This window comes from Aureimonas phyllosphaerae (genome assembly GCF_047943035.1).
GTDB lineage: Bacteria > Pseudomonadota > Alphaproteobacteria > Rhizobiales > Rhizobiaceae > Aureimonas > Aureimonas phyllosphaerae.
In genome coordinates, this window is the sequence record NZ_CP181348.1 from 1965121 (window position 1) to 1990813 (window position 25693).

The window sequence follows — 25693 nt, forward strand, 5'->3', positions numbered from 1 at the left end:
CGCCACGGCGCCGGCTGGTCGATCAGGGTCTGGGAGGTCGGGGCGGCGGCGCGCGGGCGAGCGACACAAGCCTGCGGACGCCCGGCTGGCCGAACGACGGCTCAGACGTCCGGGGCGACCCGAGGCCCGACGCCGAAGCGGGACCCGCGGGGATGCACTGGGAGGCGCAGGCCGCCATCGTCGGGCAGGCCGACTTGCCGCAACCGTCCTTCGCCGGGGCCGGGTCGTCGGGACAGCAGGGCATTCCGGCCTCGGCCGCCATGCCCTCCATGCCGGCCATGCCCTCCATGCCGGCCATGTCCCCCATTGCGCCCATGTCCGCCGCAGTGGCCCGCTCGGAGGGGATGTCCGCGACCGTCCGCGTCGCATCGGCATGGGCCATGGCTTCGCCCATCGGCATCAGGGCCAACGCGGCGACGACCAGGGTCGCGAGTGCGGTCTTGAGGCGGGACGTTCTGCTCACGGGACAGTGATGCCACGTCGCGGGCCGCCGGAAAAGGTGCATGCGAAGGACGCGCCCTTTGCCGCGGACGACGGCTGCCGGGATCCGTGCGCGCCGCGAGGCGTCCCGCCGCGCCGGGAAAACGGAAACGGCTCGGATTCGAACGATTTCCTTCAGGCCAAACCCATCGCCCGTGACCCATGGTCCTCCGAAGCAACGAGGGGACTTTGAACATGGCGAGCGGAGCGGAAGTCGCGGAGGACGGGGCGTCGGCGGGGCCGCAGCGGCGCAGGCGCGTCAGGATCGCGGCCGCAGCCCTCCTGGGTGTCCTTGCCCTCGGGGCCGGGGCCACGTTCGCGGCGCCCTCCATCGTGGCGGCGTTCGGGGCCGAGGAGACGGCGGTCGCGGAGACCGCGCCCGCGCCCGCGCTGCCCGACGTCCTTCCCGCCGAACCCCATCCGGCCGGGCCGGCTTCGGTCGGTGACTACCAGATCGTCCTGGTCGGCGACGGCGAGGCCTTCCTCGCGACCGCCTCGAACCTGATCCGCGTCAAGGTCGGCAGCCAGGTGGCGGGCCTCGGCGAGATCGTCTCGATCGTCCCGTCCCCGACGGGCGGCGTCGTCACCGGATCGCTCGCCACCCTGAAGACGACCTGAAAGGAACCCGGACCGAGTGCGAAAACAGTGACGGGAGTGTCTCCGCGCATCCGCGTGGCAGCCCGCCCGAACGGCGTGGCTGTCCCGCCGTCTCCCGTCGCCTAGCGCCTGGTTCGCCCCCTGCGGGCCGAGAGCCTCGGATTGGCGGGTCGCCGGGCTTCCGCGGCATCGCGTTCGTCCAGCTCGTCGGCGGTTTCGAGCAGGCGCCCCTCCTCGAAGCTGTGGGTCGGGATGGAAACGTAGTCGAGGGCATGCGGATTGATGAAGATGATCCGGTGGCTGCCGGCCGTCGGCAGGCGAAGCATCTCGTCGCCCGGAAGGTCGCCGCCGAAGTCCGTGAGCGGATAGAAGGCCTCGTAGAGAACCCTTTCGTCGTAGACTTCCTCGCTGCGCCGGCGTCCGGTCGAGAACTGCCAGACCGTCTGAGTCGCCAGCGCGAAGAGGCGGTCCGTCAGGTCCCGCATCCTCGCGCGCTCGGCCTCGAGCTCGTCCGGTTCGATCCTCCTGTCCGCGACGAGCTTTTCGAACTGCTCGTCGGTGACCATCAACCACCCGCGGACCCGTTCGACATCCTCTTCGGCAAAGTCCTCCGCCCCGACCTCGTCGCCGGCAAGGGCCGCGACGATCTGCCAGTCGCGCGGATCCGCCATCTGCTGGCCCGTGAACCGACCGTAGCGCTCCGTCTCGGGCCCATAGTCGTCGTAGGCCTCGCTGGAGAAGTAGAGGTCGGCGATCGCCTTGGATCGGATGGCCACGGTCTCGTTGCACAGGCTCCGCACGATGAGGAACGGGGTGTCCCGCTGGACGTCCGCGTGGAGGCGCTCGAAGGCATCCTCCGAGATGGAGAGAAGCAGCGGTTCGCCGCCGCCGGCGAAATGGACCGCCACCTCTCCATAGTAGCTCAGGGCCTTCTCCACGCTGTCGTCGTAGAGCCCGACCCTGACGGGCGCATGCCGTCCGAGAATGGTCGCCGGGTCCGTTCCGAGCGCCTCGGCCAGCTTGTCGAGCTTGTCGCCGGGGATCGGGGCGGCACCCGTTTCCCAGCGCTGGTAGTTCGGCTGCGAGACGCCGACGGCGGCCGCGACCATGGACTGCGTCAGGCCGGCTTCCGCCCGCAGTTGCTTCAGCTTGTTGTTCATTGGCCCTCCAATTAAACGTATAATATACGTATGAACGTGGGGAGCAAGGGGCGATCACGGGCGCGGGCGCGACGAACGTCATGTGCTCACGTCCCCACGGGACCCGCCGTCGACATCCGTCCCGCGACGCCGGGCGCGGCATCGCGCCGGCGCCGGCCCCAAGGCGCCCCTTTACCCTTCGGGCGCGATCGGGCACCGTCCCCGTGTCGCCCGTGCCAACGCGCATGTCCCGCTCGGATGCCCGCCCATCCGTCCCCGAGAAAACGCGCGCCCGGCACGGAACATTGTTCCCTCCAAGGGAATTTCGGCATTGTGCCCTGTGGGGGAACCCTATATCGATATGCGTGTCCTCTCCAAGAAGACGCTGAGGGAGTTCTGGGAGTCGGAGCGCAAGCATGCCGTCTCGCAGGGGCCGCTCGAGGCGTGGCACCAGGAGGCGTCGGCGGCGAGCTGGCAGAATCCGAACGACCTGAAGGCGACCTACAAGAACGCGAGCGTCCTCAAGGGCGGGCGCGTCGTCTTCAACATCAAGGGGAACGACTACCGCCTGGTTGTCGAGATCAACTACGCGGCGCAGATCGTGTTCGTTCGCTGGGTCGGGACGCACGAGGACTACGACGAGATCGACGCGGAGACGGTGCGATGCACGTGAGGCCCATCAAGTCCGAGAGCGACTACGAGACCGCGCTGGCACGCGTCGGCGACCTCATGGCGGCCGAGCCGGGCTCGCCCGAGTTCGACGAGCTGGAAGTGCTGTCCACGCTCGTCGAGGCGTGGGAGGCCAAGCACCACGCCATCGCCCATCCCGACCCGATCGAGGCAATCGCTTTCCGCATGGAGCAGGCGGGCCTGCGCCAGCGCGACCTCGTGCCGTACATCGGCAGCGCCAGCAAGGTGTCCGAGGTCATGAAGCGTCAGCGGCCGCTGACTCTCGCCATGATAAAGAAGCTCCACGCGGGGCTGGGCATCCCGGCCGACGTGCTCCTGCGCGAGCCCGCGCCCGGCACGGAGGCCCTCGACGCCTCGCGTCTGCCCTGGGGCGAGATCGTGAAGCGCGGGTGGATCCCGAACTTTCCGGGCACCGCACGGGAGGCCAAGGCCCGCTGCGACGAGCTGGTGGCCTTCCTCGTCCCGCAGTCCGCCAGCTCCTGCCTCCAGCCCGCCCTCTACCGCAGGTCCATCCGCAGCGGGGCAGCCATGGACGACCATGCCGTTACGGCCTGGACGGCGCGGATCGTGTCGCTGGCCTGCGCGCAGACGCTGCCCGGCAGGTACGAGCGCGGCGTCGTCGACGACGCCTTCGTGTCCGGGCTCGTGCGCCTCAGCTTCCTCGACGACGGGCCGCGGCTCGCCCGCGAGTACCTCGGCAAGCACGGCATCCACCTCGTGGTCGAGAGGCAGCTCCCGAAGACGAGGGTCGACGGCGCCGCCACCATGCTGCCCGACGGCTCCCCGGTGATCGGGCTGTCGCTCCGCTATGACCGCCTCGACAATTTCTGGTTCTGCCTCGCTCACGAGCTGGGGCACGTGGCCCTGCACCTCGGCGAGGGCGGGGAACAGTGGTTCGTCGACGACCTCGACTCCGAGGCCGGGGCCGGCGAGAGGACGCGCGAGGACGAGGCCGACGCCTGGGCCCGGGAGGCGCTGCTGCCCGGCGAGGCATGGGCTGCCGCCGGATCCGTCCGGCGGGAGGCGGAGGTGCGGGCGCTCGCGCGCAAGCTCAACGTCGGCCCGGCGATCATCGCCGGCCGCGTCCGGTTCGAGCAACGTAACTACAGGCTGCTCAACGACCTGGTTGGCCAGGGGGAGGTACGGCGCCTGTTCGGCGTGGCCTGAAGCATCCGGTTGCGCAAGGGAGCGACGGCGGTCGCGTCCCGCATCGACGCCGTCAATTCGGCGAGAGCATCCACGCGCGGCGACCACGTCGTTCCCGTGCCGGGAAACGCGGCAGGGCTCCGGCGGCTTGGGGACGGGCTACGGCGGGTCAATGCGACCGGGCGCCCAGGACGAAGTCGAAGAGCAGCTTCACGTTCAGGAGCGCGATGGCCACGGCGATCGCCAGCGCCACGCCGGCGAGCCAGCGCGGGGCCACGAGCTCGCCCATCTTGCGGCGGTCCATCGTGAACATGACCAGCGGGAACACCGCGAACGAGAGCTGGAGGCTGAGGATGACCTGCGTGAGGATCAGGAGGCGGGCGGTGCCGCTCTCGCCGAACCAGATCGTCACCGAGGCCGCCGGGACGATGGCGATGATCCGGGTGATCAGGCGCCGGAGCCAGGGCGCGAGCCGGATGTCGAGAAAGCCCTCCATCACGATCTGCCCGGCCAGCGTCGCCGTGACGGTGGAGTTGATGCCGCAGCACAGGAGGGCGATGCCGAAGAGCGTCGGCGCGACGGCAGCCCCGAGGATCGGCGCGAGCAGGCTGTGGGCCTCGCCAAGTTCGGCGATTTCCGTTCGTCCGGTCGTGTGGAAGGCCCCGGCCGCCAGGATCAGGATCGACGCGTTGACGAGGAGCGCGAAGCAGAGCGCGACGGTGGAGTCGATCGTCGCGAAGCGCAGCGCCTGGCGCTTCTCCGGCAGGGTCGTCCCGTAGTCGCGCGTCTGCACGATGCCCGAATGGAGATAGAGGTTGTGGGGCATCACGGTCGCGCCGAGGATGCCGAGCGCGAGGTAGAGCATCTCGGGGTTCGACACGATCTCGGTGGTCGGGGCGAACCCGCGGATCACGTCGCCCCAGTTCGGGTCGACCATGGCGATCTGGACGGCGAAGCACACCGCGATGACGCCGAGCAGCGTTACGATCAGTGCCTCGACCCAGCGGAAGCCGAGCCGCTGGAGCCAGAGGATCAGGAACACGTCGACGGCGGTGATCAGGACGCCGATCTCGAGCGGGATCCCGAACAGGAGGTTGAGGCCGATGGCGGTGCCGATGACCTCCGCGATGTCGGTGGCGACGATGGCGATCTCGGCCAGGAACCAGAGCGGCAGCGCGACGTAGCCCGGGTATGCGTCGCGGCAGGCCTGTGCGAGGTCACGGCCCGACGCGATCGCCAGGCGCGCGCAGAGCGACTGCAACACGATCGCCATGACGTTCGACAGGAGCGCGACGAAGAGCAGGGTGTAGCCGAAGGCCGAGCCCCCGGCGATCGACGTCGCCCAGTTGCCGGGATCCATGTAGCCAACGGCAACGAGGTAGCCCGGACCGAGGAAGGCCGCCGCCTTGCGCCACGGCGGCGCGTTGCGGTCGACGCGGACGGTGCGGTGCACGTCCAGAAGCGACCCGTCCCCGCGGTCCCGTCTCCACCCGGCCTCGTCCGTGCATTCGTTCGAACCAGACATCGTTTCGCGCCCCGCTCCGAGATCGCGTAGAGTTGTTCCTCGGCACATGGTTTGTCCAGTGACAAACTTTGTGCCTATGGACGATTTCTGCTACCTGCGGGAGACGGAGGATGGCGGATGACGGGCGGGATCGACGGAACGGATGCGACGACGACGGCGGCGCGCTTCGCGCGCGTGCGCAAGGCCAACCAGTCGGAGCTGTCGGAGGACTACGTCGAGATGATCGACGACCTGATTGCGGAGCGCGGCGAGGCAAGGGCGGCCGACCTCGCCGAGCGCTTCGGCGTCTCCCCCGGCACCGTCGCCCGCACCGTGCAGCGGCTAGCCCGGGACGGTCTGGTCAGCTCCGAGCCGTACCGGGCGATCTTCCTGACGACGGAGGGAAAGGAACTCGCCGAACGGGTCAGGGCGCGGCACCGCCTGGTCGTCGATTTCCTGAAGGCGATCGGCGTCGCGCCCGCATCGGCGGAGATGGATGCCGAGGGGATCGAGCACCATGTCGGGAAGGACACGCTCGACGCCTTCCGCAGGTTCCTAACGCGCTGAGGGTCAAACACGGCGGGACGTCCGATCCGGAGCGACGGCGCGGGGCCGGCCGGGCCTAGCCGCCTCAGCGCTCGGCGTCCGCCGGATCCTCGGCCAGCGCTTCGGGCCTGCTGACGGGCACGGCGTCCATCGACGTCTCGACGGCGAGGCCCTTCGTCCCCATCCGCTTGAGCATGTCGCGGTACCGCGGGTGCATCCCGCCGTCGACGTACGCCATCGGCATGCCCGCCCGCCCCTCGGACAACAGGGATTGAAGCAACCTGTCGTCGCGCTCGCGCTTGGCCGCCACCTCAGGTGCGACGCGTGTCTCGAGCGGCGGGCAAGACGCCGCCGGATCGATGGGCTGGCCGTCCTTGCGCCGCGCGTCGAACACATAACGCCCGCCGCAGGCCGACACGTCGGGCTCCTTCCGCGTCACCTCGAAGATGTCGTAGCCGAGCTTGAGGTTGCGCCAAAAGGCGATGTTCGGGTCACTCCTGTGGCGCGCCATCTGCGCGGCCGTCATCCGGAACGGGAAGGACTGGACCTGGAAGTCGCCCTGGCCGAGCGCGAAGGCCCTCTCGGCGTCGGCGTAGACCTCGCCGACGCCCTCGTCGGTCATGGCGAAGCATCCCGACGACGAGCAGGCCCCGTGCACCATCAGCGAGTCGCCGGTGTAGCCGAGCGACCTCTCGAGCGGGTTCGGATAGCCGAGGTTGAAGGAGCGATGGTACTTCGAGTTCGGGTTCATCAGCGCGCGGGTGACCCGGTAGAACCCCTCGGGCGCCTGGCGGTCGCCGTTCGTCTTCTTGGGGCCGAGCTTGCCCGCCCAGCGACACAGCGGGTGCGTCTTGTGAAGGGCGTATCGACCGTCCGCGCCGAGCTTCCAGACCTCGAGCTCGCTCTCCTCCTTGAAGATGCGCACCAGGATCGAGCCCGGCGGACGGGCCTTCGCCTCGGCGTAGGCCGTGGGCACGAGGTCCTTGTAGGTCTCGTCCGACACCGACATGCAGCCGCCCGCGGACGCGAGACCGAGAAGGGCGACGGCCAGCGCGGCTCGTCGCGTGGCGGTGCGGGCGCGGCGTCGTGCGGGAAGGTGCATCTCGTTCCGAGGGTTGGACGTGGCGGGTCTCCGTCCATCATCGACGGCCGGGCTGTCGCGGGGATGACCCGGAGGGCACAACCGTCGCGGCCACCAGGAGACGCCTCGATCCGGCGGAAGTGAGGCGACCGCAGCCGCCGGTCCTCAATGCGTCTCGTGCAGGCACTCGCCGTGGTCGCCGAGGACCTCGATCACCCGGCACTCCGCGACCGAGTGGTTCGAGCAGTCCGTCATCCGCGCGACCTCGGCCCTGAGCGCCGTCAGCCGGGCGATCTTGTGGTCGATGTCGGCGAGATGCGCGGCCGCGATCCGGTCGGCGCTCTCGCACGGACGGTCCGGCTCCCCGGCCAGCGCCAGGAGTTCGCGGATCGGCTCGATCTCGAAGCCGAGCTCGCGCGCGTGCCGGATGAAGCGCAGGCGTCGCAGGTCGCCCGCGTCGTAGAGGCGGCGGTTGCCCTCCGTCCGCGGCGGCGCGGCCAAGAGACCGATCTGCTCGTAGTACCGGATCGTCGGCACCTTGATGCCGCTCGCCCGCGAGGCCTCGCCGATCGGAACGCCGTTCGTCATTTTTCCCCTTGCTCCTCTAGCCACTGGAGGAAGTACGCCTCTCCCGACATGCACGCAAGGAGAGCGCCATGAGCGCCGTCATGAACGAGAGCCGCTACCGGGTCACCGGGATGGACTGCGCGGCCTGTGGGAACAAGGTCGACACCGCCATCCGCCGCCTGCCTGGCGTGGAGGACGTTGCCGTGTTCGTATCCGCCGGGACGGTGAGGGTCAGCCACGCCGACGGCTTCGACACCGCCGCCGTCGTCCGCCAGGTCCGCAACCTCGGCTACGGCGCGGAGCCGGCCGGGGACCGTGCGGCAGCCGCCGACGGGCATCCGTCCGCTTCCCACGGCGCCGACGGCCACGACCATGCGGGCCACACCCACGACGAGCCCGGCGAGGCGGGCAAGCCGTGGTGGCGGACGCGCAAGGCGGGCCTCACCGCCGCCTGCGGCGTTGCCCTCTTGGCCGCCTACGTCCTCGGGCATGCGGTTCCCTCGCTCGAGCGGCCCGCGTTCCTCGCGGCGCTCGCCATCGGCCTGGTACCCGTCGCGTGGCGGGCCATCACGGCCGCCCGGTTCGGAACGCCGTTCTCGATCGAGACGCTGATGTCGATCGCCGCCGTCGGCGCGGTGTTCATCGGGGCCGAGGAGGAGGCCGCCGCCGTGGTTCTGCTGTTCCTGGTCGGCGAGATGCTGGAGGGGGTCGCTGCCGGGCGCGCGAGGGCGAGCATTCAGGGACTGACGGCGCTGGTGCCGAGGACCGCGATCGTCGAGGTGAACGGCGAGACCTCCGAGGTGACCGCCGACAGCCTCGCCGTCGGCTCGATCATCCTCGTGCGTCCCGGCGACCGCATCCCGGCCGACGGCGCTGTCGTGGAGGGATCGGGCCAGGTCGACGAGGCCCCGGTCACGGGTGAGAGCGTCCCCAAGCGCAAGGTCGTCGGTGATCCGGTCTTCGCAGGAACGATCAACGCCGGGGGCGTCCTGCGCGTCCGGGTGACCGCCGCGGCGGCCGACAACACGATCGCGCGCGTCGTCCGTCTCGTGGAGGAGGCTCAGGAGGCGAAGTCGCCGACCGAGCGCTTCATCGACCGCTTCTCCAAGGTCTACACGCCCGCCGTGCTGGTGGTCGGCTTCCTGGTAGCCGTCCTGCCTCCCCTCGTCGCCGGGGCGGACTGGAGCGAATGGATCTACAAGGGCCTCGCCATCCTCCTGATCGGCTGCCCCTGCGCGCTGGTCATCTCCACTCCGGCGGCCATCGCTGCGGGCCTCTCCGCCGGAGCGCGGCGTGGCCTCCTGATGAAGGGCGGCGCGGTGCTCGAGAGCCTCGGCCGGATCACCGCCGTAGCCTTCGACAAGACGGGCACGCTGACCGCGGGCAAGCCCGTCGTCACCGACATCGTGGCGGGCAGCCGCTCGGCCGCGCAGGTCCTGTCGCTCGCGGCCGCCCTCGAGAAGGGGTCGAGCCATCCGCTGGCGGTCGCGATCCTCGAGCGGGCGAAGGTCGACAGGGTGCCGACCCCGCCCTCGTTCGACGCGAACGCCGTGGCCGGCGAAGGCGTCGAGGGGGGAGTCGGCGGCGAGCGGGTGTTCCTCGGGTCGCCGCAGGCGGCCGGGAGGCGCGCGGTCCTCGCGCCCGAACAGGAGGCTGCGATCGCGGCGCTGAACGCGGACGGCAAGACCGTCTCCGTGGTCGTGGTCGCCGGGTCCGTCGCCGGGTTCATCGCGATGCGGGACGAGGCGCGGCCGGACGCCGTGGAGGGCCTGGCGGCTCTCAAGGCATCCGGCGTCCGGGCCGTCATGCTGACCGGCGACAACCGCCGCACGGCCGAGGCGGTGGCGGCGGGCCTCGGTATCGAGGCAAGGGCCGAACTCCTGCCGCAGGACAAGCAGCGCATCGTGCGCGAACTTCAGGCCGAGGGGCTCGTCGTCGCCAAGGTCGGCGACGGCATCAACGACGCGCCCGCGCTCGCCGCGGCCAACATCGGCATCGCCATGGGCGGCGGCACGGACGTAGCGCTGGAGACGGCGGACGCGGCGGCGCTGCACGGACGGGTCCGCGACGTGCCGGACATGATCGCCCTGTCGAAGGCGACCATGGGCAACATCCGGGCGAACATCGCGATCGCTCTCGGTCTGAAGGCGGTGTTCCTCGTGACCACAGTCCTCGGCGTCACGGGCCTCTGGCCGGCGATCCTCGCCGACACGGGCGCGACCGTCCTCGTGACCGCCAACGCCATGCGGCTCCTTGCCTGGAAGCCCCGGTGAACGCCGCCGTCGACCAGGTCCTGCGGTTCGGCCCGGCGATCGTCCTCGCCGTCACCGTGGCGTGGCTTGCGCTCGCCACCCGTCGGACGTCCCGGGAGATCGGCGGGCGCGCCTATGGCTTCGGGAGGAGCCCCCGCCAGACGCTGGCGCGCGTCCTGTTCGCGGCGACCGTCGTGGGCGGTCTCGCGGCCCTCGGGCTCCATACGGCGGGGAGCGCGTCGGCCGCGATCGCACCGCTCGCGGGCGAGGCCTCCGCCGTCCGCTTGGCCGGGTTGGCGCTGGCCGTTGCGGGGCAAGTCCTGACGGTCGTAGCGCGGAGCGAGATGGGCCGACGGTGGCGGGTCGGCATCCCCGACGAGGCGCCCGATGCCTTGGTCACGACGGGTTTATTTGGCCTGAGCCGCAACCCCGTGTTTCTCGGGATGCTCGCGATGGCATCCGGCCTTGTGGTCGCTGTGCCGTCCCCGGCTGTCATCGCCTGCGCGCTCGCCTTCTGGATCGCCTGCGAGGTCCAGGTGCGCGACGAGGAGCGCTTCCTCGAACGCTCCTTCGGCCCGGCCTACACCGCATACCGAAGCGCCGTGCGGCGCTGGATCTGACACACCTGGAAAGATGACCCCATGAAAGCTCCATGGTCGACGCAGCTCGCCGCGATCATCCTGTGCGTTGCCCTTGGCGGCCCCGCCATGGCGCAGGAGTTCAAGGCCGGGGACCTGACGATCGCCCGTCCCTCGTCCCGACCGACGCCGCCGGGCGCGAAGGTCGGCGTCGGCTACGTCTCGATCCGAAACGACGGGACAGAGGCCGATCGGCTGGTCGGCGGCTCGGCAGCCGTCGCCGGGCGGTTCGAGATCCATTCGTCGTCGGTGGAGGACGGCGTCGCGCGTATGCGCCGGGTGGAGGACGGGATCGTAATCGAGCCGGGCGCGACCGTGGAGCTCGTGTCCCGCGGAACGCACGCCATGCTGCTCGACCTGAAGGAGCCGATCGTGAGGGGGCAGTCCTTTGACGGGACGCTCGTCTTCGAGCGTGCCGGGACCGTGCCCGTCCGCTTCACGGTGGAAGGGTTCGGCGGGGCCGCACCGGCGTCCGCCCACGAGGGGCACAAGCCATGACCTTGCGCACCGTCCGCCTTCTGCTCTGGGGAGCGGTGGCCGTGACCGCCGGAGCGCTCGTCGGCGCCGCCTGGATGCTTCCAGGCACGGCCTCGGCCCCAACCGCCGCCACGGCGTCGATCACCCCCGTAGGCGGCGAGTTCGCGCTGGTGGACGACGACGGGAGGCCGCGGACGTGGTCCGGCTTCCGCGGCAGGCCCGTCGCCGTGTTCTTCGGCTTCACGCACTGCCCCGACATCTGCCCGACGACGCTCGGCGAACTCTCGGTGCTTCTCGCCGAACTCGGCGAACGGGGCGACGACCTCCAGGTGGTGCTCGTCAGCGGCGACCCCGAGCGGGACACGCCGGAGGTCCTGAACGCCTACCTCCAGTCGTTCGACCCGCGGATCGTAGGGATGACCGGCACGGAGACGGAGGTCGACCGCGCTTTCTCCGCCTTCAAGGCCTATCGCCGGAAGGTTCCGACGGAGAGCGGCGACTACACGGTCGACCACTCCGCCGGGGTCTACCTTTACGATCGGGACGGCGGCTTCGCGGGCACGCTGGACATGCACGAGGACACGGAGGTCAGGCGCGCCAAGGTGATGCGCCTTCTCGAGGGATCGGGCGGCGGGTCGGCGTCCTTGAACGGGCTTGGTGACGCATGGTCCACTGAACGGGACAGCATCGACCCGGCGAGGAGGACAGGATGACCGCGCGAACGATCGAGCGACCGGGCCGGGGCACGGTCGACGGCAGCTCGCTCCACCCCGACCTCGTGCGCCTCCACGCGGCATGGGTCGTCGCGCTCGTCGCGACGCTCGGTGCGCTCTTCGTCGGCGAGATCATGGGACAGGCCCCTTGCGTCCTGTGCTGGTACCAACGCATCGCGATGTTCCCGCTGGCCATCCTGCTCGGCGTCGCCGCCTTCCGGGGCGACCGGGGCGTGCGGGTCTACGCGCTGCCGCTCGCGCTCGCCGGACTTGCGATCGCGGCCTTCCACGGGCTGCTCTACGCCGGGATCGTGTCCGAGGCCATCGAACCATGCGGGGCCGGGCCGTCCTGCGCGAGCGCCGACATGACCATCCTCGGCGGCCTTCCGCTGCCGTTCCTCTCGCTCGCGGCCTTCGTCGCGATCACCCTTCTCCTCGCTCCCGTTCCCGGAAAGAAGCGCGCATGAACCGCCGCACCTTCGTCGCCTCCACCGCCGCCGCGGCCCTCCTCGCCTTCGGCGGGGGAGCGGCCTGGTACCGCGCCAGCCGTCCCGAGACCGCCCCCCTATCGGCGGAAGGGGACCGCCTCGTCCGTCCGCACTCGCCCGCGATCGGCCCGGCCGCGGCTCCCGTGACGCTCGTCGAGTTCTTCGATCCCTCCTGCGAGGCCTGCCGCGCGTTCCACCCGATCCTCGGGCAGATCCTATCGCGGCACCCCGAGAACCTCCGGCTGGTGCTGCGCTACACGCCGCTTCACGAGGGATCCGACGAGGCGGTGCGCATCCTCGAGGCGGCGCGTCGACAGGATAGGTTCGAGGCGGTCCTGGACCGCCTGTTCGAACGGCAGCCGGAATGGGCGATCCACGGGGCGCCCGACCTCGGCAAGGCGTGGGAGATCGCGGGCACGGCGGGCATCGACCTCGCCCGGGCCCGACGCGATGCCGCGCTGCCGGAGGTGACGGCAGTCCTCGATCGGGACGTGGCCGACATGAAGGACGTCGGGGTCCAGAAAACGCCGACGTTCTTCGTCAACGGAAAGGAGCCGGCGGAGTTCGGTCCGCAACCGCTCTACGAGGCGATCACGTCAGAGGTCGCCCGGGTGTCCGGTGCCGCCTGATTCCTCGGAAACGGCCGGGTGCCGACGCGTAGCCTCAGTTCGGGTGGTCCATCCGGCTTTGGTGGAGGAAGGCCGTGGCGACCACGGCGCCCAGTGACAGTGCCGAGAGCCAGATGAGGGTGGCGGCAGTTCCGACACCCGCGATGACGATCGCTCCGACCGTCGGCGCCAGCGCCTGCGCGACCTGCGCCGGACGCGCGAGCCGACCCATGACGCTCGCGTAGCCGACTGGGCCGAACAGCGCCAGCGGCACCGTCCCGCGGGCGATGGACAGGATGCCATTGCCCGCCCCGTAGAACACCATCGCCGCTGCGATCGGGAGGACGTCGAAGGCGAGCGCGCAGACGCCGACGGCGGTGAGCGCGACGGCGGCCCGCATCGTCCACATCGGATGGTGGCGCCCGCGCCCGGCCATCTCCAAGACCCGCGCGCCGACCTGCGAGGGGCCGACCATCGCTCCGAACGCAACCGCCGCCGCGAGCGTCTCGCCGCGGGCCTGGAGAAGCGTCAGGAGGTGAACGGAGACCAGGCCGAAGATCGTGCTGCACAGGACGAGGACCCCGACGAGCAGCAGGAAGTCGCGGTGTTCCCCGGTCGATGGCGCGATGGGTTCGTCACGCCGCGCGGATGCGGCGGCCGGACCCGTGCCGACAGGGATGAATAGCAAGGCCAACGGAAACGTGACGCAGACGTGGAGCGCGGCGTAGGCAAGGCAGGCGCCGCGCCAGCCGACGTTCTCCACTAGGAACGCCGACAGCGGCCAGCAGACCGTGCTGGCGAACCCGCCCCAGAGGGTCAACGTCGTGATGGCGGACCGGGCATCGGCCCCGTAGAGCCGCCCGAGCGTCGCGAAGGCCGGGTCATAGAGCCCCATCCCCATGCCGAGGCCGACGACGACCCACCCGGCGAGAAAGACGGGCAGGTTCGGCGCCAGGCCGAGGACGGCGAGGCCAAGCGCCAGCAGCACGGCCCCGAGTGCCAGTACCGACCGTCCGCCGCGCGCGGCGATGGTCGCGCCGACCCGTGGAGAGGCCGCGGCCGACACGAGGAGGCCGACGCTGACGCCGCCGACGACCCATGGAAGGGGCCAGCCCGTGTCCTGCGAGATCGGGAGTGCCAGTACGGCCGGGAGGTAGACCGACGATCCCCAGGCTAGGATCTCGAAGACCCCGAGCGCCGAGATGACCTGCCAGCGCGGCCTCACGAGACGACCGGAAGCCAGATCCACAGGGCGATGAGCGTTGCCAGCAGCACGGGCGGGGTCAAGACAAGGCCGACCCGCATGTACTGGCCCCAGGTGATCCGCTGCCCCTTGCCCGCGAGGACGTGGAGCCACAGGAGCGTCGCAAGCGATCCGATGGGCGTGAACTTCGGCCCGAGGTCGTTGCCGACGACGTTGGCGTAGACCATCAGCTCCTGCGTCAGCGGGTCGAGGACCGCGCGCTGGATGGCGAGCGCGCCGACTAGCGTGGCGGGCATGTTGTTCATGACGGAGGCGAGGGCCGCCACCACGAAGCCAGTCCCGACGGTGGCAATGAGCGTGCCCTGCTGGCCGAGGCAGACGAGGACCTTGGCGGCGATGTCGGTCAGCCCGGCGTTCCCGAGGCCGTAGACGACGAGGTACATGCCGATCGAGAACAGGACGATCTGCCACGGCGCCCCGCGCAGGACCTTCGGTAGGTCGACCACCGCTCCGCGGCCGCCGGAGAACCACCGTCCCGCGACCGCCGCGAGTACGAGTGCCGCCGCCCCTGTCACGAACGCGATCGGCACGCTGAGCGGCCCTGTCACGAAGTAGGCGACGAGTAGGAGCCCGAGGAGCGGGAACGCGGCGCGGAAGACCGCCCGGTCGCGGATCGCGCTGCGCGGCTCCTCGAGCTGGCGCACGTCGTAGGTCGCCGGGATGTCCTTCCGGAAGTACGCCCACAGGACGAGGAGCGTGGCGGCCAGCGAGACGAGGTTCACCGGAACCATGACCGCGGCATAGCGGCCGAAGGACACGTCGAAGAAGTTCGCGGTGACGATGTTCACGAGGTTCGACACGACGAGCGGCAGGCTGGTCGTGTCGGCGACGAACCCGCAGGCGACGACGAAGGCGAGCGCCCCGGCGGGCGGGAAGTCGAGGCGCAGGAGGATGGCGAGCACGATCGGGGTGAGGAGGAGCGCCGCCCCGTCGTTGGCGAAGACGGCGGCGATGGCGGCGCCCAGCACGACGACGAGCGGGAACAGTTGCCGCCCGTTGCCACCGCCCCAGCGCGCGACGTGCAGCGCGGCCCAGGCGAAGAACCCGGCCTCGTCGAGGACGAGCGAGATGACGATCAGCGCGACGAAGGTGAACGTCGCGTCCCACACGATCTCCCAGACCGTCCCGACGTCGCCCCAGCCGACGACGCCGGTCGCCAGCGCGACGGCGGCGCCGGCGAGCGCCGACCATCCGATGCCGAGGCCTCGGGGCTGCCAGATGACGAGGACGAGGGTGGCGACGAAGATCGCGAGGGCGAGCATGGACGGTCCGGGGACAAGAGGATCAGAGGGTGCACTGGTTCACGCGCGTCGAGAGTTGCTCGGCGCTCTCGACGCGCTCGGAGTAGCGATCCGTCAGGGTGTGCGAGCGACCGCGCACCAGCCAGGTGAACTTCACCAGTTCCTCGCAGACGTCGACGACGCGGCTGTAGAGGGCCGACGGCTTCATGCGTCCCGCCTCGTCGAACTCGAGGAACGCCTTCGGGACCGACGACTGGTTCGGGATCGTCACCATGCGCATCCAGCGTCCGAGGATGCGCATCTGGTTCACGGCGTTGAAGGACTGCGAGCCGCCCGACACCTCCATGACGGCGAGCGTCTTGCCCTGCGTCGGACGCTTGGCGCCAAGCGCCAGGGGGATCCAGTCGATCTGCGCCTTCATGATCCCGGTCATGGCCCCATGGCGCTCCGGGCTGACCCAGACCATGCCCTCGGACCAGTCGGCGAGGTCGCGGAGCTCCTTGACCTTCGGGTGGTCCGGCTCCGCCCCGTCGGGGAGCGGAAGGCCGCGGGGATCGAAGGTGCGCACCTCGCAGCCGAACCAGCGAAGGAGGCGCCCCGCCTCCTCGGACAGGAGGCGAGAGTAGGACCGCTCGCGGATCGAGCCGTAGAGGACGAGGATGCGCGGCGGGTGCGTCGGAGCACCGGGGCCGGCGAGCGCGTTCCCGTCGATTGGTTGGAGCTGGTCGAGATCGACGGCGGGCAGGTCGAGAGCGGCGAGGTCTGTCACGATGCCGATCCGGACGCGCTCACGACCTCGCCGTCCTCCTTGGTGAAGGTGGTGACGGGCTTGTCGAGGAGCGGCAGCACCTTCTCGGACGGGCGGCAGAGCGCCGCACCCTTGTCGGTCACGACGATCGGGCGGTTGATCAGGATCGGGTGCTCGATCATCGCCGCAAGGAGTTCCTCGTCCGTCAGATTGGGGTCGGCGAGGCCGAGTTCGGCGTAGGGTGTGCCCTTCTCCCGCAGGATGTCCCGCGGCTTCAGGCCCATCATGCCGAGGAGTTCCGCGAGGACCTCGCGGCTCGGTGGGTCCTTCAGATACTCGATGATCTGCGGCTCCTCGCCGGACTGGCGGATCATCTCCAGCGTGTTGCGCGACGTGCCGCAGGCGGGGTTGTGGTAGATGGTGACGGTCACGGGCAGGTCTCCGACGGGCAGGACGGGGCGAGGAGGTCGGCGCCGAGGTTCCCGCAGATCTCCGGGTTCCCCGAACAGCAGTCCTCCGTCAGGAAGGCGAGGAGTTGGCGCATGTCGTCGTAGCTCGCCGCGTAGAGGATGCGGCGGCCGTCGCGCCACGAGCGCAGGAGCTTGGCGCGCTCCAGCGTCGCCAGGTGGAAGCTCATGCGCGTCGGCGGGATGGACAAAGCCTCCGCGATCTCTCCGGACGCCATGCCGTTCGGGCCGGCACGGACGAGCATCCGGAAGGCCGCGAGGCGGTCGGCGTGAGCGAGGGCGGACAGGGCGGCAACGGCTAGATCGTCGTTCATCACTCCGATATTGCAAACATCGTTGCATTATTCAAGTGTCGAGGGTGGCCGATGGGTTGGCGAGGGACCGGGAGGTGCGTCCGCGAATGTTTGAAGACGACCCGAGGCCGTTCCGCCGATCAAGCACCGAGCGGCCTCAACGCCCGCCGCTTCTGGGCATGCGGGGACGACGCCGGGCCGGAAGCGGAACAAGGCTTCGCCGATGCGTCCACAGTCCTGGCCAACGCCCTTCGTATAGGATAGGGGGGTATGCTATGGGACACCTCGCCAAAGACAAGACAAAGCTCATCGCCCGCGTCCGCCGGCTCCAAGGGCAGCTCGAAGCCGTTGCCCGGAGCCTCGACGAGGAGGCTCCCTGCGGGGACACGCTCCAGCTCGTTGCGTCCGTCCGCGGCGCCCTCAACGGGCTGACGGTCGAGCTGATCGAGGAGCACGTGCGCAACCACGTCGTGGACCCCGAGCACGAGCCGGACCCCGAGCGCGCGAAGGGCGCGGCCGACCTCTTGTCGGTCGTCCGGACTTACCTGAAGTGACGGAGAGGCAGACAATGTCGACGACGAACCACGCGCCCGGTCATGCCCACGTCTTCCTTGGGGACGGGCACGCCCGCAACGAGCGCAAGGTGTGGGCGGTGATCGCCCTGACGGTCGCCATGATGGTGGTCGAGATCGTGGCCGGCACGGTCTACGGCTCCATGGCGCTCGTCGCCGACGGGCTGCACATGTCGACGCACGCCGCCGCCATGCTGATCGCGGCGGGCGCCTACTTCTTCGCCCGGAAGCACGCGACGAACCCGCGCTTCACCTTCGGGACGGGCAAGCTCGGCGACCTCGCTGCCTTCGCCAGCGCCGTGATCCTGGCGCTGATCGCCCTCTTCATCGCCTACGAGAGCGCCCTGCGGCTTGCCTCGCCCGTACCGATCTCGTTCGGGCAGGCGATCGGCGTCGCCGCGGTCGGGCTCGTCGTCAACCTCGTCAGCGCGTGGCTTCTCAAGGACGACCATCATCACGGTCACGGGCACCGTCACGGCCATGGTCACGACCATCATGACCACGCCCACGACGAACGCCACGGCAACGGGGACGCGGGCCACGCCGGCGGACGGGACAACAACCTGCGGGCCGCATACCTCCATGTCCTCGCCGACGCGCTGACCTCCGTGCTGGCGATCGCCGCGCTCGCGCTCGGCAGCCTCTACGGTTGGGTGTGGCTCGATCCCGTCATGGGCATCGTCGGCGCCCTCGTGATCGCCCGCTGGTCGTGGGGCCTCGTGCGCGACACCGGGGCGGTGCTCCTCGACTACGTGCCGGCGGGCGAGGACCTGCCGGAGGAGATCCGCGAGGCGATCGAGTCCGACGGGGACAGGATCACCGACCTCCACGTCTGGCAGGTCGGTCCCGGCCACCACGCCGCCATCGTCTCGATCTCGACCGATCGGCCGCTGCCGCTCGACGCCTACCGGGCGAAGCTCTCCCACATCCACGACCTGTCCCATCTGACGGTCGAGGTGGACGCCCGTCCTCGGGCGGCGTAGCCGCGCCCGTAGGGGGCGTCGGCGCCATCGATCGGCCGGACGCAATCCCCCGGGGCGGCCGTGACGGGACGCGGGACGCCGACCTCGAGAGGCTATCGCGTCCCCAGGAGCGGAGCGACCAGGACCAGCAGCACGAACACCCACGCGGCCACGTGGAAGGCCTGGCGCGTCCGTCGGCGCGTCTCGTTGTAGAGCTTCACCGCCTCGATCACCGGAGAGACGGCCAAAGCCCTGTATTCCGCCCGGGTGAGGCTCTGGTGGAGGCGCGAGTGCCAACGGCGCAGGTGCCGGAGGTCGGAGACCAGGGAGCGCGTCGACACCAGCTCGTTCAGCCGCAGGCCCGACCACGTCACGAACAGGACGACGGCGCAGAAGACCAAGGTGGACAGCGTTCCGGCCTGCGAGGCTGCGGAGGTGGCGATCCGCACCCCGAGCCCCGCCGCAAGCACCCCGAGCCCGCCGACGAACGCCTGGGACATGCGGTTCGTCCGCCCGACGATCCTGTCGACATCCTCGGCGACGCCCTTGCGCACCTCGGTCATCGTCTTCAGGAGGTCGGCGGACTTCGAGGTCACGAAGGTGCGGTACTCGGTCCGGGCGCCCGAAAGCGCCTCGCCGACGTGCGGGGAGATCGCTCCCCACCAGTCGTCCTCCCGTCCGTCCGGCACCAGCGGCTCGAGCCGCCTGACGAGCATCTGGTGGCGCGCCTCCGCGTCGCGTGACGGCACCAGGAGCCACTGCGCCGCTTCCCGCAGCGCCTCGAAACGGGAGGGAGGGCACTCGCCCGGCGGAGCCGCCCCGAAGGAACGCTTCCTCAAGCCGTTCAGCACGACGCGCAGCGAGCCGTCCTCCGCCGTCTCCACCTCCGAGGCGAGCGCCAGCATCAGCCTGCCCGCCGCGGCGCGCATGAAGGCCGCCGCGAAGCCGTCCGCGGGCAACGGCTCCGGCGGGGTCCACCGGAACAGGTCGCCCGGCATCCGCCCTCCCGAAAGGTCGCGGACGATGCCCCGCCTCACGTCCGAGACGGCGTCGGGCTCCTCCGTGGCCGTCCCGCGGACAGGAGGCGCCACGGCGGTCCCGTCCCAGGGGACGACAGCCTTCGCGCCGGCGCGGAACGCGCCGAAATCGCCGAGGACATGGATCGTGTCGGACTGGCCCACCCGGGCGTCGTCCCAGGCCCTCAGGGCGGCGCTCGGCGCGAGGAACCAGGCGGCCGACCCGCCGACGGGCTTCGTCAGGATGATGTTGAGGTCACGGGGCACGTCGCCGTCGAGGAGGGTCCCCTCGGGGATCCGCTCGAACTCGCCGTCACGCACCTCGATCGACCAGCCGTTGGCGAAGGCGAAGTCGTGCGCCGCGCGCAACGCCTCGGCCTCGCCGGGCTTGGAGATCCCGGCGTAGCGCCAGCGATCGGCATCCTCGAGGACCCCGTCCCCGACCGGGTGCAGCTCAGCCAGTGACCTTAGGGAGGGCGTCGGTCTCGTCATCCTGCACCAGCTTGGCGGTCCTCAGCGTGATCGTGGCCGACCCGTCCTCGTCGCGCTCGACCTTCACGATGCCATTCTCCTCGTGTTCCTCGCGAAACCAAAGGGCGAAACCCTCCCTCGCGACGAGGCGCTTGTACTCGCGCTTCGGGAGCGTCCTCCGGTCGAACTCGAACGACTCCGTGGAGATGGCGCGGTTCGCGAGCTCGCGGCCGAAGGTCTTCAGGACGGCCTCCTTCGCCGGGCCGTCCAGCCCGCCCGCCAGCGCTCCCCAGAGTTCCTCCGGCGTGTCGCTGTCGAACCCCTCCAGCCGCTCGAAGGTCTCGCGCAGCCGGCGCGTCGGCGCCTTCGCCAACTCGGGCGGCATCGCGTCCCTGTGCTTGTCGATGGTCGCCCTCGCCGCCTCGAACAGCTTCTGGGTGAGGTCGGCCTTCTCGAACGTCCGCCGCACGTCCAGGAAGTTCTCGAAGTGCTGGGTCGCGTCCCGGTACCTCGACGACGACCTGTCGATCACCACGACACGGTGGCGGCGACGCTCGGCGTCCGCATGGCCGGGGTCCGCCAGGCGGATCACGACCGACTTCTGCATGGCCTTCCGGTCCTGCGAGAAGTTCTCCTTCACGCTTTCCATGAGGGGCTTCGGATCCGCCCCGTCCTTGTTCTCCAGGCTGTACCTGATGACGGCGTGGTGGTCGAACTTGATCAGGGCGACCAGCCTCGAGTCCCGCGTGCTCATCGCGAGCAGCATCAGGGCGCCCGCCGCCATGCGGTTGTCGCCCTTCACCTTTTCCTTGAAGCGTCGCGCGAGGCTCCTCGACGTGACGAGGAACCCGTCCTCCCCGTCGGCGCGCGCGTCGGCGAGCGCCGCGGACACGAGGGCGGGCATGCCCGATCCCTCGTTGAAGTCGTAGGAGGCCCCGCGGAGGGTGTCGACCACCCGCTTGACGAAGAACTCCGGGAATTGCGGGGGCACCGCCTCGGCCAGGAAGAGCGGCTCCGGCACGTCCGGACGCACGACGTGGAACACCATCCGGTCGATCGAGAGCGTCCCGATCTCGTCTTCGCTCAGCATGATTCCTCCGACGCTCTGCCGACGGATCCCTAACAAGCCGCGCCGAATCCTACAATCGAGGATACTACCCGCGATTGTGGGGGCCGTCCGAACCCGGCGGGCCGCGAGACCACGCCCATGCAAACGGGCATGGATCGGTGGATCGGTCGGCCAGCCTCGAAGGGAAGTGGGTGGCCGCAGGCCGCTTCGGCAGCGGTAGCCACTTGCGTCCGCCATGAATCGGCGTTCGCTACCCTGAGGCGGGCCGTCCCTCAGGCGCCGCGCAGGTGGTTGTGGATGTCCGTGGCCGCGATGGCGGCCTGTCCCCAAGCCACCGAGACCTGGTTCAGGCTGCTCGCCACGTCCCCTGCCGCCCACAGCCCCGGCACGCCCGTTCTCTGGTGCCCGTCGACGACGACCGCCCCGTCGGCGGCCACGAGCTCGGCGCCGAGCGCCGCCGCGAGACCGGAGCGCGCCCGCGAACCGAGCGCCGCGTAGACCGCGTCGAACGCCAACCCGGCGCCGCCCGCCGTGCGCACGACCATCCGATCGGCGTCGTCGCGCGCGAGCGCCGCGATCCCCTCCTCGACGATCCGGATGCCCTGGCCGCCCAGGCTCGCGCGGTCGTCCGGCGACAGGCACCGCGCGCCGCCTGACAGGAGGAGCGTGACCCGCTCGCTGTAGGTCCGCATGAAGACCGCCTCCGCGGCGGCGCCCGACCCGTCGCCGAGGACGGCGATGTCGGCGTCGATCGCCTCGTAGGCGTCGCAGACCGGGCAGAGCCGGACCGATCCTGCCGAGATCGCCTCGGCAAGTTCCGGCATTTCCGGCTCGTTGTCCTGGACGCCCGTGGCGAGGAGGACCGTTCTGGCGCGGACGGTGGCGCGTTCACCGCTCTCGCCCGCCATCAGGCACGTGAAGCCCCCGTCCTCCGCCAAAAGGGTTCGGACGTTGGCACTTCTGGGAACGATGTCGAAGGCGGCGGCCTGCTCGACGTGCCGACGCAGGATGTCGGGACCGGAGATGCCGTCCGCGAAGCCGGGGATGTTGTAGCTCCACGGGATCCTGGACGCCCTGCTCGTCCCGGTGTCGACGACGACGACGGAACGGCGGAAGCGAGCGAGGTACACGGCGGCCGTCAACCCGGCGGGGCCGGCTCCGACGATCAGGCAGTCATGGGTTCGGTCTTCCAAGGCCCGGCGATCCGACTGGTTGGCACCCCGTCGAAAGTGTCGGCAACACCCTCCGGTTCGATGCGCGTCGCGTAGCCGTCTCGTGGTGGTGAGCTCCCGTCGCCGGGCGCCGACGGAAGTCGGGGGAAGCGGCGCCGCCCTTGCGCAGGGACATGGATGGCGGCGGACGGAAGACGACCGCTCGCCGCCGTGCCACGGGGACCGCCCGACCCGACCGGGACGGGGCCTGATGCGGTCGGGCCGGCATCGCCGGCCCGACCCCTCACGATCAGCGGTTGCCGTAGCCCGATCCCGGCACGAGCGAGCGCTTGCCGAGGGCCGTCTCGGCCATCTCGCCGTGGCTGGTGCCCTGGAGGACGGACAGCCCGGCCTGGGTGTCGACCGCCTTCGTTTCCATGCGCGAACCCGGCACCAGTCCGGGCGTGCCGCTGACGGACGAGGCCGCGGGGAAGCCGTACGAGGACGCCGAGTGCGTCAGGTTCGTCGCCGACGGCATGGCGCCCGCGTGGGCGTCGGTCGCCGTGTCGTGCAGCGCCTGCGCCTCGGCCTGCCCGAGGAAGGTGTCCGACCCGGGGACCAGCGACTGGGCCGAGGCGGCGGCGGTGGCGAGGGAAAGGGCGGCGGCGAGGATGAGGGTCTTCATGTCGTGTTCCTTCGATGCCGGGCGCGTGGCGGCCGGCGTGTGATGTCTGGGAGGTTTTCGGACGCACGTTCCCGGTCCCCGGCGCATGGCTCGGGGGCGTTCCGGCGGAACGGAGCGGGTTGGATGGAAGCGGGCCGTGTCGGGCGGCTCAGGCCCGCGGGGGGCGCCGCGGCACGGGATGCACGTACCCCTCGGGGATCGGCGCCGCCGCCGCGACGAGCGGCAAGGCGTGCCATTCGATCGGCTCGGAGGTCGCGGGGAGCCTGGGAACGATGCTCGGGCAGGCGACGCCGCAGTGCATCGACGGCTCCGCTCCCGGCGACGCGCCGGGATCGGGGTGGCCCGCGACGGACAGTGCATGCCCGTCACGCGGCAGGGCCTCGTCCGAGACGGCGTGTCCGCGTTCGAGGAGTCCGCCGGCAGCCGTCGCGAGGGCGAGCAGGCAGGCGAGCACGATGCCGAACAGTCTCATGGGCGCCTCCATTCGTCGGGCATCCGCGATCGGGTGCCGGGAGCGTCCGCGCGGCGCGCGGTGCCCCCGGCCTTCATGGGTTTCGGGGTATGGGCCGATGCTACTTGACGTCGGTCACGGTCAGCTTGCCGCGGACCTTCTCGGCCACGAACTCGACCGACTTCCCGACCGACAGCTTCTTCAGGGTGGCCTCGTCGGGGACCGCGAAGACCATCGTCATCGCGGGCATCTCGAGGTCCTTCAGCTCCCCGTGCTTGATCGTGACCTTCTTGGCCTTCTCGTCGACCTTGGTGACCTCGCCCTTGGCGTACTCGGCGGCGACGGCGGGGGCGGCGGCGGCGAGCGCGACGAGTGCGGCGGTCGCGATGGTGCGGATCGTCTTCATGTCTCGGGTTCCTCGTTTCGTGATTGGGTGGGTTCGGTTCATTTCATGACCACAAGGGGGCCGTGCATGCCCGCCTCGTAGTGTCCGGGGATCAGGCACGCGAACTCGAAGTTGCCGGCCTTGGAGAAGGTCCACACGATCTCGCCCTTGGCGCCCGGCTCGAGGCGGATCGCGTTCGGGTCGTCGTGCTCCATCTCCGGGAACTTCTGCATCAGCGCCTTGTGCTCGGCGTTCTTGGCGGGCTCGTCCATGACGAACTCGTGGGCGTTCTCGCCGGAGTTCGTGAACTGGAGGCGCACCGTCTCGCCCTGCCGGACCTGGATCTTGGCGGGCTGGAACAGCATCTTGCCGTCCGGGGTCTCCTTCATGGTGACCTTCAGCACGCGGGCGCTGGCGCCCTTCTCGGCGGCCTTGCCGACGGCCAACTCGTCGTGGCCGCCCGCATGGGTGCCCGACGCGGACGCCGGGGCGGACGCGAAGCCGACGAGCGCGGCGGCGGCCGCGGCGAAGGCCATGTGCGTGAACTTCATGGTGTTCGTTCCTCTGGTGGGGTTGGTGGGTTCGCGGCCGCGGTCAGTGGCCGGAATGGTCTGCCGCGCCATCCGCCGCGGCGGTCTTGCCCGCGGGGCGAAGCGAGCTTCCGTCGGCGCTGCCGGCGGGTGCGGAGGGCGCCTCGGGGAGCGCGCCCGTCCATTCGTAGGCGACGGTGCCGGGCGGGTGCGCGTAGTCGCCGGGATCCTCGTAGGAGCCCTTCTCGATGCCCTCGCGCACCTTCACCACGGTGAACATGCCGCCCATCTCGAGCGAGCCGAACTGGCCCCAGCCCGTCATCATCGGGATGGTGTTGTCCGGGAGCGGCATGGACATCTCCGCCATGTCGGCCATACCCTTGGTGCCCATCGGCATGTAGTCCGGCTGCACCTGGCGGATCTTCTTGGCGACCTTGGTCTTGTCGACGCCGATGAAGGTCGGGATCTCGTGGCCCATGGCGTTCATTGTGTGGTGCGACTTGTGGCAGTGGAGCGCCCAGTCGCCCTCGTAGACAGCGTCGAACTCGTAGGCGCGCATCGCTCCGACGGGAATGTCGATCGTGACCTCCGGCCAGCGCGCCTCGGGGCGCACCCAGCCGCCGTCCGTGCACGTCACCTCGAAGTCGTAGCCGTGCATGTGGATCGGGTGGTTGGTCATGGTGAGGTTGCCGACGCGCACCCGCACCCGGTCGTCCTTGCGCACGACCAGCGGCGCCACGTCGGGGAAGACGCGGCTGTTGATGGCCCACAGGTTGAAGTCGGTCATCTCCATGACCCGGGGCACGTATGTGCCGGGGTCGATGTCATAGGCCGAGAGAAGGAACACGAAGTCCCGGTCGACGGGCATGAAGTTCGGATCCTTCGGGTGGATCACGAAGAAGCCCATCATGCCCATCGCCATCTGGACCATCTCGTCCGCGTGGGGGTGGTACATGAACGTCCCGCTCTTCTTCGCCTCGAACTCGTAGACGAAGGTCTTGCCGGACGGGATCGGCGGCTGCGTCAGGCCCGCCACGCCGTCCATGCCGCAGGGCAGGATCATGCCGTGCCAGTGGACGCTCGTGTGCTCGGGAAGCTTGTTGGAGACGAAGATGCGCACGCGGTCGCCCTCGACGCACTCGATCGTCGGGCCCGGGGACTGGCCGTTGTAGCCCCAGAGGTAGGCGGTCATCCCTTCGCCCATCTCGCGCTCGACGGGCTCGGCGACGAGGTGGAACTCCTTCACGCCGTTGTTCATTCGGAACGGCAGGGACCAGCCGTTCAGCGTCACCACGGGATTGTAGTGGGGACCTTCGGACGGCACGGGCGGGACCTGCGTCGCCGCGCTGTCCATGACGGGCGCCTCGGGCAAGCCCATGGCGGAGGTGCGCGACCAGGCCGCGGCACCCACGAGCGCCGCGCCGGCGCCGATGAAGCCTCTTCTCGAAACCATGTCCATCTC

30 protein-coding genes and 1 pseudogene are annotated in these 25693 nt (G+C 70.3%); 13 read left to right on the forward strand and 18 right to left on the reverse strand.

Features of this window, described 5'->3' with window-relative positions; all coding sequences use genetic code 11:
* Window positions 1-22: 22 nt before the first annotated feature.
* Window positions 23-463: a hypothetical protein gene (locus tag ACLNGM_RS09115; RefSeq protein WP_416358055.1), complete on the reverse strand. Its 441-nt coding sequence runs from the start codon at window positions 461-463 to the stop codon at window positions 23-25.
* Between the two features lie 212 nt (window positions 464-675).
* Between ACLNGM_RS09115 and ACLNGM_RS09120 the strand changes: the two genes are divergently transcribed.
* Window positions 676-1098 (forward strand): hypothetical protein, encoded by a 423-nt coding sequence (locus tag ACLNGM_RS09120; RefSeq protein ID WP_416358056.1) that lies wholly within the window; start codon window positions 676-678, stop codon window positions 1096-1098.
* A gap of 101 nt (window positions 1099-1199) precedes the next feature.
* On the opposite strand, the gene ACLNGM_RS09125 is transcribed toward ACLNGM_RS09120, so the two are convergent.
* Complete coding sequence (locus tag ACLNGM_RS09125) at window positions 1200-2237, reverse strand: helix-turn-helix domain-containing protein (protein WP_416358057.1); 1038 nt, start codon at window positions 2235-2237, stop codon at window positions 1200-1202.
* Between the two features lie 340 nt (window positions 2238-2577).
* Between ACLNGM_RS09125 and ACLNGM_RS09130 the strand changes: the two genes are divergently transcribed.
* The 3 genes and pseudogenes from ACLNGM_RS09130 to ACLNGM_RS09140 all read left to right on the forward strand — a co-directional run bounded on the left by ACLNGM_RS09130 (window position 2578) and on the right by ACLNGM_RS09140 (window position 4073).
* Window positions 2578-2889 carry a type II toxin-antitoxin system HigB family toxin gene (locus tag ACLNGM_RS09130; protein WP_416358058.1) on the forward strand — a complete coding sequence of 104 codons (312 nt, stop codon included), beginning with the start codon at window positions 2578-2580 and terminating at the stop codon, window positions 2887-2889.
* Window positions 2880-3233 (forward strand): annotated as a pseudogene (locus tag ACLNGM_RS09135) (helix-turn-helix domain-containing protein); the annotation flags it as partial. The gene ACLNGM_RS09130 and the pseudogene ACLNGM_RS09135, both read left to right, overlap by 10 nt.
* 438 nt (window positions 3234-3671) lie before the next feature.
* The gene (locus tag ACLNGM_RS09140; RefSeq protein ID WP_416358421.1) at window positions 3672-4073 is read left to right on the forward strand and encodes an ImmA/IrrE family metallo-endopeptidase; all 402 of its coding nucleotides are present in this window, start codon (window positions 3672-3674) and stop codon (window positions 4071-4073) included.
* Between the two features lie 148 nt (window positions 4074-4221).
* On the opposite strand, the gene ACLNGM_RS09145 is transcribed toward ACLNGM_RS09140, so the two are convergent.
* Window positions 4222-5577: an Nramp family divalent metal transporter gene (locus ACLNGM_RS09145; protein WP_416358059.1), complete on the reverse strand. Its 1356-nt coding sequence runs from the start codon at window positions 5575-5577 to the stop codon at window positions 4222-4224.
* Between the two features lie 117 nt (window positions 5578-5694).
* On the opposite strand from ACLNGM_RS09145, the gene mntR reads away from it, so the two are divergent.
* Entirely contained in the window at window positions 5695-6123 is a 429-nt protein-coding gene (gene mntR, locus ACLNGM_RS09150; protein ID WP_416358060.1) for a manganese-binding transcriptional regulator MntR, read from the forward strand.
* Window positions 6124-6187: 64 nt separating this feature from the next.
* Here mntR and ACLNGM_RS09155 read toward each other — a convergent pair whose 3' ends face one another.
* A complete protein-coding gene (locus ACLNGM_RS09155; protein ID WP_416358061.1) occupies window positions 6188-7204 on the reverse strand; it encodes a L,D-transpeptidase family protein in 1017 nt (338 codons plus the stop codon).
* A gap of 144 nt (window positions 7205-7348) precedes the next feature.
* Complete coding sequence (locus ACLNGM_RS09160) at window positions 7349-7771, reverse strand: MerR family transcriptional regulator (protein ID WP_416358062.1); 423 nt, start codon at window positions 7769-7771, stop codon at window positions 7349-7351.
* A gap of 68 nt (window positions 7772-7839) precedes the next feature.
* On the opposite strand from ACLNGM_RS09160, the gene ACLNGM_RS09165 reads away from it, so the two are divergent.
* From ACLNGM_RS09165 to ACLNGM_RS09190, 6 genes are read left to right on the forward strand one after another with little or no spacing between them, the layout of a single operon-like run.
* Complete coding sequence (locus ACLNGM_RS09165) at window positions 7840-10023, forward strand: heavy metal translocating P-type ATPase (protein ID WP_416358063.1); 2184 nt, start codon at window positions 7840-7842, stop codon at window positions 10021-10023.
* Window positions 10020-10622 carry a methyltransferase family protein gene (locus tag ACLNGM_RS09170; protein ID WP_416358064.1) on the forward strand — a complete coding sequence of 201 codons (603 nt, stop codon included), beginning with the start codon at window positions 10020-10022 and terminating at the stop codon, window positions 10620-10622. Before ACLNGM_RS09165 ends, ACLNGM_RS09170 begins: the two co-directional genes overlap by 4 nt.
* Window positions 10623-10643: 21 nt before the next feature.
* The gene (locus ACLNGM_RS09175; RefSeq protein ID WP_416358065.1) at window positions 10644-11138 is read left to right on the forward strand and encodes a copper chaperone PCu(A)C; all 495 of its coding nucleotides are present in this window, start codon (window positions 10644-10646) and stop codon (window positions 11136-11138) included.
* Window positions 11135-11830 carry an SCO family protein gene (locus ACLNGM_RS09180; protein WP_416358066.1) on the forward strand — a complete coding sequence of 232 codons (696 nt, stop codon included), beginning with the start codon at window positions 11135-11137 and terminating at the stop codon, window positions 11828-11830. Before ACLNGM_RS09175 ends, ACLNGM_RS09180 begins: the two co-directional genes overlap by 4 nt.
* The gene (locus ACLNGM_RS09185; RefSeq protein WP_416358067.1) at window positions 11827-12297 is read left to right on the forward strand and encodes a disulfide bond formation protein B; all 471 of its coding nucleotides are present in this window, start codon (window positions 11827-11829) and stop codon (window positions 12295-12297) included. Before ACLNGM_RS09180 ends, ACLNGM_RS09185 begins: the two co-directional genes overlap by 4 nt.
* A complete protein-coding gene (locus ACLNGM_RS09190) occupies window positions 12294-12947 on the forward strand; it encodes a DsbA family protein (protein ID WP_416358068.1) in 654 nt (217 codons plus the stop codon). The genes ACLNGM_RS09185 and ACLNGM_RS09190 overlap by 4 nt, the downstream gene beginning before the upstream one ends.
* 34 nt (window positions 12948-12981) lie before the next feature.
* On the opposite strand, the gene ACLNGM_RS09195 is transcribed toward ACLNGM_RS09190, so the two are convergent.
* The 5 genes from ACLNGM_RS09195 to ACLNGM_RS09215 are packed head-to-tail and all read right to left on the reverse strand — an operon-like array spanning window position 12982 to window position 16960.
* A complete protein-coding gene (locus ACLNGM_RS09195; protein ID WP_416358069.1) occupies window positions 12982-14151 on the reverse strand; it encodes an MFS transporter in 1170 nt (389 codons plus the stop codon).
* Window positions 14148-15452, reverse strand: coding sequence for an arsenic transporter (locus ACLNGM_RS09200; RefSeq protein WP_416358070.1), 1305 nt, complete (start codon window positions 15450-15452; stop codon window positions 14148-14150). Before ACLNGM_RS09200 ends, ACLNGM_RS09195 begins: the two co-directional genes overlap by 4 nt.
* A gap of 22 nt (window positions 15453-15474) precedes the next feature.
* The gene (arsH, locus tag ACLNGM_RS09205; protein WP_416358071.1) at window positions 15475-16200 is read right to left on the reverse strand and encodes an arsenical resistance protein ArsH; all 726 of its coding nucleotides are present in this window, start codon (window positions 16198-16200) and stop codon (window positions 15475-15477) included.
* Window positions 16197-16610, reverse strand: a complete 414-nt coding sequence (gene arsC / locus ACLNGM_RS09210) for an arsenate reductase (glutaredoxin) (protein WP_416358072.1) — start codon at window positions 16608-16610, stop codon at window positions 16197-16199. Before arsC ends, arsH begins: the two co-directional genes overlap by 4 nt.
* Window positions 16607-16960, reverse strand: a complete 354-nt coding sequence (locus tag ACLNGM_RS09215) for an ArsR/SmtB family transcription factor (protein ID WP_416358073.1) — start codon at window positions 16958-16960, stop codon at window positions 16607-16609. The genes arsC and ACLNGM_RS09215 overlap by 4 nt, the downstream gene beginning before the upstream one ends.
* A 254-nt stretch (window positions 16961-17214) precedes the next feature.
* Between ACLNGM_RS09215 and ACLNGM_RS09220 the strand changes: the two genes are divergently transcribed.
* A complete protein-coding gene (locus tag ACLNGM_RS09220) occupies window positions 17215-17493 on the forward strand; it encodes a metal/formaldehyde-sensitive transcriptional repressor (RefSeq protein WP_416358074.1) in 279 nt (92 codons plus the stop codon).
* A 14-nt stretch (window positions 17494-17507) separates the two neighbouring features.
* Window positions 17508-18494, forward strand: coding sequence for a CDF family Co(II)/Ni(II) efflux transporter DmeF (gene dmeF, locus ACLNGM_RS09225; protein ID WP_416358075.1), 987 nt, complete (start codon window positions 17508-17510; stop codon window positions 18492-18494).
* 92 nt (window positions 18495-18586) lie between these two features.
* On the opposite strand, the gene ACLNGM_RS09230 is transcribed toward dmeF, so the two are convergent.
* The 8 genes from ACLNGM_RS09230 to ACLNGM_RS09265 form a co-directional block, all read right to left on the reverse strand.
* Window positions 18587-19981, reverse strand: a complete 1395-nt coding sequence (locus ACLNGM_RS09230; RefSeq protein WP_416358076.1) for a hypothetical protein — start codon at window positions 19979-19981, stop codon at window positions 18587-18589.
* Window positions 19944-21050 carry a nucleoid-associated protein gene (locus ACLNGM_RS09235; RefSeq protein ID WP_416358077.1) on the reverse strand — a complete coding sequence of 369 codons (1107 nt, stop codon included), beginning with the start codon at window positions 21048-21050 and terminating at the stop codon, window positions 19944-19946. The genes ACLNGM_RS09230 and ACLNGM_RS09235 overlap by 38 nt, the downstream gene beginning before the upstream one ends.
* 251 nt (window positions 21051-21301) lie before the next feature.
* Window positions 21302-22222: an NAD(P)/FAD-dependent oxidoreductase gene (locus tag ACLNGM_RS09240; RefSeq protein ID WP_416358078.1), complete on the reverse strand. Its 921-nt coding sequence runs from the start codon at window positions 22220-22222 to the stop codon at window positions 21302-21304.
* 268 nt (window positions 22223-22490) lie between these two features.
* On the reverse strand, window positions 22491-22865 hold the full coding sequence (locus ACLNGM_RS09245) for a hypothetical protein (RefSeq protein ID WP_416358079.1): 375 nt from the start codon (window positions 22863-22865) through the stop codon (window positions 22491-22493).
* A 148-nt stretch (window positions 22866-23013) separates the two neighbouring features.
* On the reverse strand, window positions 23014-23337 hold the full coding sequence (locus ACLNGM_RS09250) for a hypothetical protein (protein WP_416358080.1): 324 nt from the start codon (window positions 23335-23337) through the stop codon (window positions 23014-23016).
* Window positions 23338-23437: 100 nt separating this feature from the next.
* Window positions 23438-23722, reverse strand: a complete 285-nt coding sequence (locus ACLNGM_RS09255; RefSeq protein WP_416358081.1) for a copper-binding protein — start codon at window positions 23720-23722, stop codon at window positions 23438-23440.
* 38 nt (window positions 23723-23760) lie between these two features.
* Window positions 23761-24252 (reverse strand): cupredoxin domain-containing protein, encoded by a 492-nt coding sequence (locus ACLNGM_RS09260; protein WP_416358082.1) that lies wholly within the window; start codon window positions 24250-24252, stop codon window positions 23761-23763.
* A 43-nt stretch (window positions 24253-24295) separates the two neighbouring features.
* Window positions 24296-25684 (reverse strand): multicopper oxidase family protein, encoded by a 1389-nt coding sequence (locus ACLNGM_RS09265; RefSeq protein ID WP_416358083.1) that lies wholly within the window; start codon window positions 25682-25684, stop codon window positions 24296-24298.
* Window positions 25685-25693 lie beyond the last annotated feature (9 nt).

Coding starts and splice junctions, on each gene's coding strand:
- ACLNGM_RS09260 (WP_416358082.1), bottom strand. CDS start 24,252: ATGAAGTTCACGCACATGGCCTTCGCCGCGGCCGCCGCCGCGCTCGTC.
- mntR (WP_416358060.1), top strand. CDS start 5,695: ATGACGGGCGGGATCGACGGAACGGATGCGACGACGACGGCGGCGCGC.
- ACLNGM_RS09235 (WP_416358077.1), bottom strand. CDS start 21,050: ATGCTGAGCGAAGACGAGATCGGGACGCTCTCGATCGACCGGATGGTG.
- ACLNGM_RS09130 (WP_416358058.1), top strand. CDS start 2,578: ATGCGTGTCCTCTCCAAGAAGACGCTGAGGGAGTTCTGGGAGTCGGAG.
- ACLNGM_RS09250 (WP_416358080.1), bottom strand. CDS start 23,337: ATGAGACTGTTCGGCATCGTGCTCGCCTGCCTGCTCGCCCTCGCGACG.
- ACLNGM_RS09230 (WP_416358076.1), bottom strand. CDS start 19,981: ATGACGAGACCGACGCCCTCCCTAAGGTCACTGGCTGAGCTGCACCCG.
- dmeF (WP_416358075.1), top strand. CDS start 17,508: ATGTCGACGACGAACCACGCGCCCGGTCATGCCCACGTCTTCCTTGGG.
- ACLNGM_RS09185 (WP_416358067.1), top strand. CDS start 11,827: ATGACCGCGCGAACGATCGAGCGACCGGGCCGGGGCACGGTCGACGGC.
- ACLNGM_RS09155 (WP_416358061.1), bottom strand. CDS start 7,204: ATGCACCTTCCCGCACGACGCCGCGCCCGCACCGCCACGCGACGAGCC.
- ACLNGM_RS09265 (WP_416358083.1), bottom strand. CDS start 25,684: ATGGTTTCGAGAAGAGGCTTCATCGGCGCCGGCGCGGCGCTCGTGGGT.
- ACLNGM_RS09220 (WP_416358074.1), top strand. CDS start 17,215: ATGGGACACCTCGCCAAAGACAAGACAAAGCTCATCGCCCGCGTCCGC.
- ACLNGM_RS09145 (WP_416358059.1), bottom strand. CDS start 5,577: ATGTCTGGTTCGAACGAATGCACGGACGAGGCCGGGTGGAGACGGGAC.
- ACLNGM_RS09245 (WP_416358079.1), bottom strand. CDS start 22,865: ATGAAGACCCTCATCCTCGCCGCCGCCCTTTCCCTCGCCACCGCCGCC.
- ACLNGM_RS09180 (WP_416358066.1), top strand. CDS start 11,135: ATGACCTTGCGCACCGTCCGCCTTCTGCTCTGGGGAGCGGTGGCCGTG.
- ACLNGM_RS09200 (WP_416358070.1), bottom strand. CDS start 15,452: ATGCTCGCCCTCGCGATCTTCGTCGCCACCCTCGTCCTCGTCATCTGG.
- ACLNGM_RS09175 (WP_416358065.1), top strand. CDS start 10,644: ATGAAAGCTCCATGGTCGACGCAGCTCGCCGCGATCATCCTGTGCGTT.
- ACLNGM_RS09140 (WP_416358421.1), top strand. CDS start 3,672: ATGCTGCCCGACGGCTCCCCGGTGATCGGGCTGTCGCTCCGCTATGAC.
- ACLNGM_RS09215 (WP_416358073.1), bottom strand. CDS start 16,960: ATGAACGACGATCTAGCCGTTGCCGCCCTGTCCGCCCTCGCTCACGCC.
- ACLNGM_RS09165 (WP_416358063.1), top strand. CDS start 7,840: ATGAGCGCCGTCATGAACGAGAGCCGCTACCGGGTCACCGGGATGGAC.
- ACLNGM_RS09160 (WP_416358062.1), bottom strand. CDS start 7,771: ATGACGAACGGCGTTCCGATCGGCGAGGCCTCGCGGGCGAGCGGCATC.
- ACLNGM_RS09125 (WP_416358057.1), bottom strand. CDS start 2,237: ATGAACAACAAGCTGAAGCAACTGCGGGCGGAAGCCGGCCTGACGCAG.
- ACLNGM_RS09255 (WP_416358081.1), bottom strand. CDS start 23,722: ATGAAGACGATCCGCACCATCGCGACCGCCGCACTCGTCGCGCTCGCC.
- ACLNGM_RS09190 (WP_416358068.1), top strand. CDS start 12,294: ATGAACCGCCGCACCTTCGTCGCCTCCACCGCCGCCGCGGCCCTCCTC.
- ACLNGM_RS09120 (WP_416358056.1), top strand. CDS start 676: ATGGCGAGCGGAGCGGAAGTCGCGGAGGACGGGGCGTCGGCGGGGCCG.